Origin of the sequence: Paraburkholderia terricola (assembly GCF_900142195.1) — a bacterium.
Lineage (GTDB): Bacteria > Pseudomonadota > Gammaproteobacteria > Burkholderiales > Burkholderiaceae > Paraburkholderia > Paraburkholderia terricola.
Map to the genome: position 1 here is coordinate 209,756 of NZ_FRAB01000001.1, position 12,340 is coordinate 222,095.

Sequence of the window (12,340 nt, forward strand, 5' to 3'; positions counted from 1 at the left end):
CGTGACTCAGCCCATATGCAAACCGCCGTTCAGCGAAAAATCCGCGCCCGTGGAGAAACCCGATTCGTCCGAGGCGAGCCACGCAACGATGGAGCCGATTTCGTCCGGCTGACCGAGACGGCGCACCGGAATCGTCGCGACGATCTTTTCCAGCACGTCCGGGCGGATCGACTTGACCATGTCGGTGCCGATGTAGCCGGGCGACACGGTGTTGACCGTCACGCCCTTGGTGGCCACTTCCTGCGCCAACGACATCGTGAAGCCGTGAATGCCGGCTTTCGCGGTCGAGTAGTTGGTCTGGCCGAACTGGCCCTTCTGCCCGTTCACCGACGAAATGTTGATGACGCGGCCCCAGCCGCGCTCCACCATGCCGTCGATCACCTGCTTGGTGACGTTGAAGAGGCTCGTGAGGTTGGTGTCGATCACCGCCGTCCAGTCTTCATGCGTCATCTTGCGGAACACCACGTCGCGCGTGATGCCGGCGTTGTTCACCAGCACGTCGATCTCGCCGACTTCGGCCTTGACCTTGTCGAACGCGGCCTTGGTGGACTCCCAGTCGCCGACGTTGCCTTCGGACGCGATGAAATCGTAGCCCAGCGCCTTCTGCTCCTCGAGCCACTTCACGCGGCGCGGCGAGTTCGGGCCGCAACCCGCGACGACCTTGAAGCCCTCTTTGTGCAGCCGTTGGCAAATGCTCGTGCCGATGCCGCCCATCCCGCCCGTTACGTACGCAATTCGCTGTGTCATAACCTACACTCCATTATCGTTTTCGAGGCGCCGACCGGCTGCCTCTTCCCTCGTCCTTGCTTCATCTCCGCTGCCGCCGGGCGACCGGCCGACGAGGCCACTGCTGAACGCGCGCCACCTGCTGCAATGCCACCGGCTGCAATGTGACGCGCGGCAACGCTCATGCTCGATGCCGGCTTACGGCGCTTACCGCGCCACGTCCGGCATCTATGGACGTGCCTCTCAGGCGCGCTCGACCGCCAGCGCCACGCCCATGCCGCCGCCGATGCACAGCGACGCGAGACCCTTCTTCGCGTCGCGCTTCTGCATTTCGTGCAGCAGCGTGACGAGAATCCGGCAACCGGACGCGCCGATCGGATGACCGATCGCAATCGCGCCGCCGTTCACGTTGACCTTCGACGTGTCCCAGCCCATCTGCTGATGCACGGCGAGCGCCTGCGCGGCAAACGCCTCGTTGATTTCCATCAGGTCGAGGTCGGCCGGCGACCAGCCCGCGCGCTCGAGGCAACGGCGCGACGCCGGCACCGGGCCCATGCCCATCACCTTCGGATCGACGCCCGCGTTCGCATAAGCCTTGATGCGCGCGAGCGGCGTGAGGCCCAGTGCTTCCGCCTTCTTCGCCGACATGACGAGCACCGCCGCGGCGCCGTCGTTCAGGCCCGACGCATTGGCCGCCGTGACCGTGCCTTCCTTCGAGAAGGCCGGCTTCAGGCTCGCCAGCGACTCGGCCGTCACGCCGTGACGCACGAACTCGTCCGTCGCGAAACGCAGCGGCTCGCCCTTGCGTTGCGGGATCTCGATCGGCACGATTTCGTCGTTGAAACGGCCGGACTTTTGCGCGGCCTCCGCCTTGTTCTGCGACAGCGCCGCGAACGCGTCCTGCTGCTCACGGGTGATGCCGTGTTCCTTGGCGACGTTTTCCGCCGTCACGCCCATGTGATACTGGTTGTAGACGTCCCACAAGCCGTCGACGATCATCGAGTCGACCAGCTTCGCGTCGCCCATGCGGAAACCGTCGCGCGAGCCCGGCAGCACGTGCGGCGCCGCGCTCATGTTTTCCTGACCGCCGGCGATCACGATGTCCGCGTCGCCCGCGATGATCGCGTTGGCTGCGAGCATCACGGCCTTCAGGCCCGAGCCGCACACCTTGTTGATCGTCATGCCGGGCACGGCCGAGGGCAGCCCCGCCTTGATCAGCGACTGACGCGCCGGGTTCTGGCCCGAGCCCGCCGTCAACACCTGACCGAGGATGACCTCGCTGACCTGCTCGGGCTTCAGACCGGCCCGCTCGAGCACGGCGCGAATCACCGCGGCGCCCAGATCGGGCGCGGCGATCTTCGCCAGCGACCCACCGAATTTGCCTACTGCCGTACGAGCGGCCGATACGATCACAACATCAGTCATTTCCATGTCCTCCGGGCACGTCGGCCGAATGCGCCGCAGCCCGTCAAGTTAAAAATCTGGTTGTTCCCACGCCCTTGCCGATTCGAACCGACGCTCCTCGCACCGCGAAAAGCGCCGGGCGGGCGCGCCAAGCCCGCGCAAAAGCCCTACTCCCGCTGCCGCACATAACGCCCAGGCGCCGGCTCGATTACCGGAAACTCAGCTGAGCCGAGGCTGGCGCGCGGCTTCACCTTCTTGCCGCCATACTGATCGAGCCACGTGGTCCATTCGGGCCACCAGCTGCCGGGGACCTCGGTAGCCGCGTCGAACCATTCGTCCGGGCTTTCGGGAAGGGTCTTCACGTCGCCTTCCAGCGTCCAGTAATTGCGCTTTTTCTTCGCCGGCGGATTGATGACGCCCGCGATGTGACCGGACGCGCCGAGCACGAATTTCATCGGCCCGCTCAGGAGCGGCACCGATGCATAGGCGGTTTGCCACGGCACGATGTGGTCGTCGCGTGAACCGTAGATGAAGGTGGGCACGTCGATCTTCGAGAGGTCGATCGGCTCGCCGCAGGTGGTCAACGCACCCGGCTCGCGCAGACGATTCTCGTGATACGTATTGCGCAGATACCAGACGTACATCGGACCCGGCAAGCTGGTCGAATCGCTGTTCCAGTAGAGCAGGTCGAACGGCACCGGCGTGCGCCCCTTGAGGTAATTGTCGACCACGTAGTTCCACACCAGATCGTTCGGGCGCAGGAACGAAAACGTATTGGCGAATTCGATGCCGCGCATCAGCCCCGGCGGCGCGCCGTTCTTGCCGCCGATGGTTTGCTCGCGCATCTGCACGTGCGCCTCGTCGACGAATACGTCGAGCACGCCCGTGTCGGAGAAATCGAGCATGGCGGTGAGCAGCGTCATGGACGCGGCCGGATGTTCGCCGCGTGCCGCGGCGACCGCCAGTGCCGCGGCGAGCATCGTGCCGCCCACGCAGAAACCGAGCGTGTTGATCTGCTCGCGGCCGCTGATCTGGCTGACCGTGCCGATCGCGGTGAGCACGCCCTCGCCGATATAGTCGTCCCACGTCTTATGCGCGATGGAGGCGTCCGCATTGCGCCACGAAATCAGAAACACCTGGTGCCCCGAATCCAGCGCGTGAGCGACCAGCGAGTTTTCCGGCTGCAGATCGAGAATGTAGAACTTGTTGATGCAAGGCGGCACGATCAGGAGCGGCCGCTCGCGCACGGTGGCCGTGCGCGGCTTGTACTGGATCAACTGCATCAGCTCGTTTTCGAACACCACGGAACCTTCGGTGTTCGCGAGATTTTCGCCGACCACGAAACGCGATTCGTCGGTCTGCGAGATCTTGCCGCGCTGCATGTCGTTGAGCAGATTCATCACGCCCTGCCGCAAGCTCTCGCCCTGGCTTTCCAGCAGGGTTTTCTGCGCCTCGGGATTGAGTGCGAAGAAGTTGCTCGGCGACGCCGCGGCGGTCCATTGCTGAACGGCGAAACGGATGCGCTCGCGCACCTTCGGATCGGCTTCGAGCGCGTCGACCATTTCCTGCAGATAACGCGCGTTCAACAGATACCAGGCGGCCGTGAATGCATAGGCCGGCGTGGAACTCCATGCGTCGGAACTGAAACGGCGGTCCTTGAGTTCCGGAGCCTTGCTGGTGGAAGTGGCGGCCTGCTGAAGCAGCTCCATCGCTTCACGCGAATAGTCGGCTTGCAGTTTCTGCAGACGCTCCGAGGGAATCGCGGCGCTCGGTATGTTGAGACCGGCGAATGAAGGCATTGACGGCATCGTTCCCGCCGCCAGCTTGCTGAAGTCGGGCATGCCCGGAAAGGACGGCATCTGCGGCATGGACGGCATTGGCGGCACCGCGAAAGGCGTGCCGTTCGCGCCGGGGGCCGCGCCGAGCGAACGCCATGCGTTCATCCAGGCGTTGAATAATTGCTGCATGCCGGCGGCCGGCGCAGCGCCGCTCGTACCGGCCTGCTGCGTTTTCTCCTTCGGGGAGTCCGTGCTGGGGGAAGCTGAGGAATGTGATGCTGCCATACCTGCTTTTGACCGGTAAGTCCTTGCGGACGGGTTGAGAGGCAGGTTCATGCGCACGTGGGCGATTGCTCGCGACCTCGTCACGCCCTGTCCTATGTACGAGGAGCTCGTGAGGAACATTCTTGCTCCCCATCGCAAGGCATGTCAATGCTTGTTCCCGATTTTGCCGCAGTGCGATAGTTTTTTAATTATCGTTTTCCCTGTGTAGCAGATCGCGCTTTTGCGTCATGAATCAACGAGCATGGCCGCAAGCGAAAAAACCTCCTATGTCGCATGAGTTTATGGGCATTTATCCATTCGCCCGAACCAACTTTCAGCGGCGGATTTGCGCAGTGCGGCGAATTCCGGCAGCGCAGCAAAAAAGCGCGCCGCGCGTCGGAACAAACCCGCATATGCATGCTGCCAGGGACGGTGGGAGAGCCGCGCAGAGGTCGCTGGCGGCACGGCTTCATGATCGTGCTCAACGTCCGAAACGCCATTCGATGCCACGGTTCGCGCCTCAGCAGTTGAATAACCGAGGCGCCTCGCATGCCACGCGTGGACGCGGGACTTCGGTCGCGTTGCCCTGGCAGCGAGCGTGCCAGTCGCGCTCATGCGCAGGGCTAGTCGGCGATCGTCTGCGCCTCACCGTCGAGCCAGATGAGCGCCGCCATGCGGCCCGTCTCGCGATCGCGGCGATACGAGTAGAAACGTTCGCGTTGCGTGACCGTGCAAAGGTCACCGCCGACGATCCGTGTCACCCCGAGCCGCTGCAGCCGCAAGCGCGCGAGCGCCGCGAGATCGGCCAGATATTTGCCCGCGTTTTGCGGATGCTCGACGAACGCGTTCGCGGTGGCCTCGCGTTGCGTGCCGTCGACGCCGTTCATGAAGGCGTCACGCACATCAGGGCCGACCTCGAACGCATCGGGTCCGATCGCCGGACCGAGGTATGCGTGCAATGCACCGGCGTGCACACCAGCCAGCTCCGCCACGCGCCGCGCGGTCTGTTCGACGATGCCCGCCGCCAGCCCGCGCCAACCCGCGTGCGCCGCGCCCACCGCGCGCCCCGCTTCGTCGCACAACAGCACCGGCATGCAATCGGCGACCATGACTACGCAGACCGTGCCCGCGCGATCGGTGACGCTGGCGTCGGCCCGCGTCGGCGTGCCGCTCGCATGAGCCTGCGCGAGCGCGTCTTCGGCGCGCACGATGTCGGCGCCGTGAATCTGCTGGAGCCACGCGGCCTCGCTGACGCCAACGAGGCGCAGCAGCCGCTCGCGATTGGCGGCGACCGCGGCCGGATCGTCACCGGATTTCAGGCCCAGATTCAGGCCGCCTGGCTGGTCGGCGCCGTTGCGCCAGCGGCCGAACGGCGGTCGACTCACGCCGCCGTCGCGCGTGGTGACGAGCGCGCGCACGCGCGGCGACACATTCCATGCGGGTTGCACAACGTCGTCAAAGCTCAGCGCAGGCAAGCTCATGCGTGACCGTCCTCGTCGTGTTCGTCGGTGTCGTGATCGAGTTCGCCGTTTTCGTCGGCATCCTCGTCGAGCGACGCTTCATAGCCCTCTTCCTCATAGTACGTCCCGTCGAATTCGCCTGCATCGTCGCGGCCGAGACCGAGCGCCGCCGACAGCGCCGCCATGTCTTCCGGCACGTCGGCGCGCCACTGCATCGTGCGGCCGGTTCGCGGATGAACCAGACCGAGCCGCCATGCATGCAGCGCCTGGCGCGCGAAGCCGTCCGGCAGCGGCGTGACCGAACGCTTGCCGCGTGCGCGCCCATACACCGGATCGCCGAGCAGCGGATGGCCGATATGCGCGCAATGCACGCGAATCTGATGAGTGCGGCCGGTTTCGAGGTCGCAGTGAATCGCGGTAACCGGCTGCCGCTGCCAGATCGCCGTATCGACGCGCCGGAAATGCGTGCGTGCCGGTTTGCCAGATGCGCCCGTCACGACCGCCATGCGCGTGCGTTCGCGCGGGTCGCGGCCGATCGGCGCGTCGATCGTGCCCTCTTCCGGCATGTTGCCCCACACCAGCGCGAGGTAACGGCGCTTCACCGTGCGCGCCTGCAACTGGCGCACGAGGTCGGTCTGCGCCTCCAGCGTGCGCGCGACCACCATCAGCCCGGAGGTTTCCTTGTCGAGGCGATGCACGATGCCCGCGCGCGGCAAGCCCGCGGCCGCGTCGCCATAGCGGTACAAAAGACCATTCAGCAGCGTGCCGCCCCAATTGCCGGCCGCCGGGTGCACCACCATGCCGGCGGGCTTGTTGATGACCACGAGCGTGTCGTCCTCGTACACGATGTCGAGCGGCACCGGCTCGGGCGTGAACGCGAGTTGCTCGGGCAGCAGATCCGGCACCAGTTCGATGGTGGCGCCGAGCGGCACCGGCTGGCGAATCTTCGCCGGCTTGCCGTCGATACGCACCCGCTCGGCTTCGATCCAGCTTTGCAGGCGGTTGCGGGAAAACTCGGGAAATACCCGCGCCAGCACCTTGTCGAGGCGTTCGCCGGCCAGTTCGTCCGGCACCACGACGCTGCGCGGCGACTCGTCCGCCACGGGGCTCGCCACGGTCGGCACCAAGCTTTGCGCGCCGGCGGCGGCAAGCGCATCGGTGCCCAGATCGTCGTCGAGGGAATCGACGCCCAACGCGTCGGAGGGGTCAGCGCTTACGCTATAATCTTCGTTGCTATTCCCGGCGCCGGTTGCGGCGCCTGGAGTATTTGAGCGGGTCATTGAGTCTGGGTCACCTGGACGTAAAGCTAGACTGGAAAATGCGAGCCTTGAACACCATCACTAAAGCGGCGATCAATTTGGCGGCCATCAAGAAGGCGGCCCGGAAAGTGGCCGGATACATTGCGTGTGCCGCGGCGGTCGTCGTTGTCGCGGCTTGTCACGGCCTGCCGGAAAAGACCGACGAAACGGCAACGTGGAACAACAACAAATTATATACGGAGGCGAACGACGCCTTGACCGGTGGTGACTACGGCAAGTGCGCGAAGTACTTCGAAATGCTCCAGGGCCGCGATCCGTTCGGCCACTTCGCACAGCAAGCACAGATCAACGTTGCGTATTGCAACTGGAAAGACAACGAAAACGCCGCCGCCGACCAGGCGATCGACCGCTTCATCCAGTTGCACCCGGATCATCCGGACATCGCTTACGCGTACTACCTGAAGGGCATGATCCACTTCAACGACGACCTGGGTCTGTTCGGCCGCTTCTCCGGCCAGGACATGAGCGAGCGCGATCCCAAGTCGCTGCGTCAGTCGTATGACGCGTTCAAGGTCGTCGTGGACCATTATCCGAACAGCAAGTATGCGCCGGACGCCGCGCAACGCATGCGCTATATCGTGAACGCGCTGGCGTCGCACGAAGTTCACGCGGCGGATTACTACTACCGCCGCGGCGCCTATGTCGCCGCGATCAACCGCGCGCAACTGGCGTTGACGGAATACAAGAACGCACCGGCTATCGAAGACGCGCTGCACATCATGATGCTCTCGTACCAGAGGTTGAACCAGCCGCAACTGGCCGACGACACCAAACGCATTCTCGCCGGCACCTTCCCGGACAGCCCGTACATCACGGGCCATGCAAGGCCGGGTAAGGAAAAATCGTGGTGGCAGTTCTAAGCCGCACGACACCCGGAATTTAGCGGGAAACAAAAACGCCACGACTTCGGTCGTGGCGTTTTTGTTTGTGCTGGCGCAAAGACCGCCGCCCGGCTTGCATCCAGCGCGGGCCGGCAACGAACTCGCTCAATTCCGCTCGAACAACGCAATCGACTCCACATGCGACGTGTGCGGGAACATGTTCACCACGCCCGCGCCCACCAGCCGATAGCCGGCTTCATGCACGAGCAGGCCGGCGTCGCGCGCGAGCGTCGCCGGATTGCACGATACATAGACGATGCGACCCGGCAGCGGCCCATTGCCGCTCTGCGCGATTTCCGCGAGCGCCTTGGCGACCGCCAGCGCGCCTTCGCGCGGCGGGTCGACGAGGAACTTGTCGAAGTGGCCGAGCGCGCGCATGTCGTCGGCGGTGACTTCGAACAGATTGCGGCAGGCGAACGACGTATGCCCCGCCACGCCGTTCAATTCCGCATTGGCGAGCGCACGCGAAGTCAGCACCTCGCTGCCTTCGATACCCACGACTTCCTTCGAAATCCGCGCGAGCGGCAGCGTGAAGTTGCCGATTCCGCAGAACAGATCGAGCACGCGGTCGGTACGCGCCGGCGCCAACAGCCGCAGCGCCCGGCTCACCAGCACGCGGTTGATCGCGTGATTCACCTGAGTGAAGTCGGTCGGCTTGAACGGCATGCGGATGCCGTATTCCGGCAGCGTGTAGTCGAGCTGCGCGTCGAGCGGATAAAACGGCGTGACCGTGTCCGGCCCCTTCGGCTGCAGCCACCACTGCACCTTGTGCTCGTCGGCGAAATCGCGCAGCACCTGTTCGTCCGCGGCGGTGAGCGGCTCGAGATTGCGCAGTACCAGCGCGGTGACCGATGAGCCGACCGCGACCTCGATCTGCGGCATGCGGTCGTAGATGGACAGCTTGCGGACCATGAAGCGCAGCGGCATGAGCATGGCGGAGACGTGCGGCGGCAGCACCTCGCAGGTCTTCATGTCGGCGATGTAGCTGCTCTTCTTCTCGTGAAAACCGATGCGCATGCCGCCTTTTTCCGGCAGATAACGCACGGCCAGACGCGCGCGATAGCGATAACCCCAGGACGGTCCGTGAATCGGCCGGAACACCGTTTCCGGGCGCACCTTCGCGAGATGTTGAAGATTGTCCTCGAGCACGCGCTGCTTGACGGCGATCTGGGCGCGAATATCCAGATGCTGCATCGAACAGCCGCCGCAGATATCGAAGTAGCGGCATTTCGGCGTCGTGCGGATCACGCTTTCGCGGAACACCTGCACCACTTCCGCCTGCTCGAACTTCGGCTTGCTGCGATGCGTGGCATAGCTGACGCGTTCGCCGGGCAACGCGCCTTCGACGAAAATCACCTTGCCGGGCGTGCCGTCCTCGCTTTCGACGCGGCCGACGCCGCGCGCTTCCATATCGAGCGAGACGATTTCGATGATCGGCTCGTGACCGGTAATGACGGGCGCCGGCGCCGAAGCGGGGGCCTTGTGGTACTTGGACGGGCGCTTGGGCGAGCGACGATGGGGGGCAGTTCGGGACACCTGCGACTTCCTGACAAACTTTGGGGAAAGGCGAGATTGTAGACGAAGCGCCGCGGTTGCCAACCGCGGTTGCGGCGGCCCGGCACGGCAAGGACGGGCATGACGCGCGCCAGGCGCTTCTATTGTGATTAGCGTGCGCCGAACCGCTTCGTCACCTGCCCGAAAGCGGATTACTGTTCGAATGCCGCCAGATACTCGGCCCATTGCGGCGCCGTTTCCAGCGCCAGCGCATTTTTGACCAGATTGATTTCGTCAGCATACTCTTCAGCCGAAAACGCGCCGCGAATCAACTGGAAGCGGCAATAGAGCAAGTACGTATTGACGACGTCGGTCTCGCAATAATTACGGATTTCCTCGACGCGGCCTTGCTGGTACGCATGCCACACCTGGCTGCCGTCCATGCCCATCTTGCCGGGGAAGCCGCACATCTTGGCGAGCGCGTCGAGCGGTGCGTTGGCGCGCGCCTGATACATCGCGAGCACGTCCATCAGATCCGTGTGGCGCGCGTGGTAGCGGCTGATGTAGTTGTTCCACTTGAACTCGCGGTCGTCCTCGCCGAGATCCCAGAAACGGTAGGCGGGAATACCGTTCACGAGCGCCCGGTAATTCAGCACCGGCAAGTCGAACCCGCCGCCGTTCCACGACACGAGTTGCGGCGTGTACTTCTCGATCACGCGATAAAACGACTGCACCAGCGCCGCCTCGCCGTCCGCGAGCGTACCGAGCGAGCGCACCCGGAAACCGTTGTTGTCGCGGAACACGCAGGAAATCGCCGCGATCCTTTGCAGATGATGCGGCAGGAAATCGCTGCCGGTCTTTTCGCGGCGCGCGGCGAACGCGTGCTCGGCGACTTCGGCGTCGCTCATCGTGGCGGGCAGATCTTCGAGGCGGCGGATGCCGGCGACATCGGGAATCGTCTCGATGTCGAAAACAAGAATCGGTGTCATCAGGTTAGAGAACGGCGTCCTTGCGAACGCCGTTGGAGGCGAAGAAGCGCTTTAACCGCACGAGCGCTTCCTGTTGGATCTGGCGCACACGTTCGCGCGTGAGGCCCATTTCGTCGGCCAGTTCCTCGAGCGTGGCGGGTTCGATGTGATTGAGCCCGAAGCGGCGCTCGATCACATGACGATGCTTGTCCGACAAGCGCGCGAGCCATGCGCGCGTGAGGGTTTCCAGTTCGCGATGCTGCACTTCGGCGTCCGGCGACTGGCTTTGGTCGTCGGACAGCAGATCGAGCAGGCTGCTCGCCGGATCGAGGTCGAGCGGCGCATCCAGCGACGCGGTGTGCTCGTTGAGCGCGAGAATGTCGGTGACTTCGTCGGTGGTTTTGCCGGTCAGATAGGCAATGTCGTCGATGCTGGCGTCGCGGCGCTCGGCCGCCTCGCCCGAATTCATCGAATTCTTTTCGAGATGGCGCTTGGCGCGCAGCACCTGATTGAGTTCACGAATCACGTGAACCGGCAAACGCACGGTGCGCGCCTGGTTCATGATCGCGCGCTCGATGCTCTGACGGATCCACCACGTGGCGTAAGTGGAAAATCGGAAGCCGCGCGTGGGGTCGAATTTCTCGATGGCGTGCATCAAGCCGAGGTTGCCCTCTTCGATCAGATCGAGCAGCGGCACGCCGCGGTTCAGATAACCCTTCGCAATGCTGACGACGAGCCGCAAATTGCGCTCGATCATCACTTGCCGGGCGTCGAACTCGCCCGCCTTCGCGAGCCGCGAATACTTCTGCTCTTCCTCGACGGTGAGGAGCGGCTTGACGCTGATCCGGTTCAGGTAATGCTGGATCGTGTCGGCCGTCAACTCGGCTTGCAGGAGCGCGCGGAAATCGTCGGCGTCGGGCACGACCTCGCTCGCACCTTCGCGGGCGTCGACGGCTTCCTCCGCGCCGCCCTGGCGATCGTCGAGTTCGCGCTCTTCCGCGATCTCGTCTTCCGCTTCCGAAGCGCTGCTTTCCTCCACCGAAGCGGACGTGGCACGGCTGATCGTCTCAGATTCGGCTTGCGGCAGGCGGCGCTTCGATTTCGGCATGGTCGTATCGCTCTATTGCGGCGGCAAATACTTCAGTGGGTCGACCGGCTTACCCTGCCGGCGAACTTCGAAATGCAACATCACACGGTCGGAATCGCTATTCCCCATCTCAGCGATCTTCTGCCCCTTCGTCACCGCGTCCCCCTCTTTTACCATCAAAGAGCGGTTGTGTGCATATGCGGTGAGATAAGTTGCGTCATGCTTGATGATAATGAGATTGCCGTAACCACGCAGCCCATTTCCTGCATAAACCACACGTCCGTCCGCCGATGCCTTGACAGCGTCGCCGGCAGCGCCGCCGATGTTGACGCCCTTGTTGGTCGAATCGTTGAACGTGCCGAGGAGCGGCCCGCGCACCGGCCAGGAGAATGCGACGTTGCCGCTTGCGCCGGCCGTCGAGTCGCTGGCCGCGCCGGGCGTGGCCGGCGGCGTGAGCGCCGCGTTATTCGCGCTGGAACCATAGATCGGCGGCGCCGCGGCAGCGCTCGACGGCGGCGTGCTGCTGAGCGGCGCGGTCTGCACGGCGCCGCTGTTGCCGATCGGCGCGGTGGCAACGCCCGGCGTCAAGGCCGCGGTATTCGCACCAGGCGGCACCACGCGCAGCAACTGATCGACTTCGATCTGATTCGGGTTGGTGAGATTGTTCCACGCCGAAATATCGCGGTAGTTCTGACCGTTCTCCAGCGCGATCCGGTACAGCGTATCGCCAGGCTTCACGCGGTAGTAACCCGGAGGCGGCGGACCGAGCGGCACGGCCGGCTGCGCTGCCTGCGTGCCGAGCACGCCGCCACCGGAGCGGTCGACGACCGGCGCCTGATCGAGCCGGGATGCACAGGCCGTCATCAACAGGGACAAGGCGAGCACGCACACGCTACGCTGGGTTACGGTCATGGGGACATTCAGTGTGGTTCTTTGCATCGCGCGCAACATACTCATCG

10 protein-coding genes are annotated in these 12,340 nt (G+C 64.2%); 1 reads left to right on the forward strand and 9 read right to left on the reverse strand.

All coding sequences use genetic code 11. The annotated features are described in order from the left end of the window. Nucleotides 1-6: 6 nt before the first annotated feature. From BUE39_RS00895 to BUE39_RS00915, 5 genes are all read right to left on the reverse strand, one after another. Nucleotides 7-747 carry a 3-ketoacyl-ACP reductase gene (locus BUE39_RS00895; RefSeq protein ID WP_073426772.1) on the reverse strand — a complete coding sequence of 247 codons (741 nt, stop codon included), beginning with the start codon at nt 745-747 and terminating at the stop codon, nt 7-9. A gap of 222 nt (nt 748-969) precedes the next feature. Next, complete coding sequence (locus BUE39_RS00900; RefSeq protein WP_073426940.1) at nt 970-2,151, reverse strand: acetyl-CoA C-acetyltransferase; 1,182 nt, start codon at nt 2,149-2,151, stop codon at nt 970-972. A gap of 146 nt (nt 2,152-2,297) precedes the next feature. After that, nucleotides 2,298-4,097: a class I poly(R)-hydroxyalkanoic acid synthase gene (gene phaC / locus BUE39_RS00905; protein ID WP_073426773.1), complete on the reverse strand. Its 1,800-nt coding sequence runs from the start codon at nt 4,095-4,097 to the stop codon at nt 2,298-2,300. Between the two features lie 698 nt (nt 4,098-4,795). Then, nucleotides 4,796-5,653 carry a peptidoglycan editing factor PgeF gene (gene pgeF / locus BUE39_RS00910; protein WP_073426774.1) on the reverse strand — a complete coding sequence of 286 codons (858 nt, stop codon included), beginning with the start codon at nt 5,651-5,653 and terminating at the stop codon, nt 4,796-4,798. Continuing rightward, a complete protein-coding gene (locus BUE39_RS00915; protein WP_073426775.1) occupies nt 5,650-6,912 on the reverse strand; it encodes an RluA family pseudouridine synthase in 1,263 nt (420 codons plus the stop codon). Before BUE39_RS00915 ends, pgeF begins: the two co-directional genes overlap by 4 nt. 38 nt (nt 6,913-6,950) lie before the next feature. On the opposite strand from BUE39_RS00915, the gene BUE39_RS00920 reads away from it, so the two are divergent. After that, on the forward strand, nt 6,951-7,811 hold the full coding sequence (locus tag BUE39_RS00920) for an outer membrane protein assembly factor BamD (protein WP_073426776.1): 861 nt from the start codon (nt 6,951-6,953) through the stop codon (nt 7,809-7,811). Between the two features lie 126 nt (nt 7,812-7,937). Here the strand turns inward: BUE39_RS00920 and rlmD are convergent, their stop codons facing one another. The 4 genes from rlmD to BUE39_RS00940 all read right to left on the reverse strand — a co-directional run bounded on the left by rlmD (nt 7,938) and on the right by BUE39_RS00940 (nt 12,338). Then, complete coding sequence (rlmD, locus tag BUE39_RS00925; protein ID WP_073426777.1) at nt 7,938-9,368, reverse strand: 23S rRNA (uracil(1939)-C(5))-methyltransferase RlmD; 1,431 nt, start codon at nt 9,366-9,368, stop codon at nt 7,938-7,940. A gap of 170 nt (nt 9,369-9,538) precedes the next feature. After that, complete coding sequence (locus BUE39_RS00930; protein ID WP_073426778.1) at nt 9,539-10,315, reverse strand: 3'-5' exonuclease; 777 nt, start codon at nt 10,313-10,315, stop codon at nt 9,539-9,541. Nucleotides 10,316-10,319: 4 nt separating this feature from the next. Then, nucleotides 10,320-11,402 (reverse strand): RNA polymerase sigma factor RpoS, encoded by a 1,083-nt coding sequence (gene rpoS / locus BUE39_RS00935; RefSeq protein WP_073426779.1) that lies wholly within the window; start codon nt 11,400-11,402, stop codon nt 10,320-10,322. 12 nt (nt 11,403-11,414) lie between these two features. Then, nucleotides 11,415-12,338 (reverse strand): peptidoglycan DD-metalloendopeptidase family protein, encoded by a 924-nt coding sequence (locus BUE39_RS00940; RefSeq protein WP_073426780.1) that lies wholly within the window; start codon nt 12,336-12,338, stop codon nt 11,415-11,417. Nucleotides 12,339-12,340 lie beyond the last annotated feature (2 nt).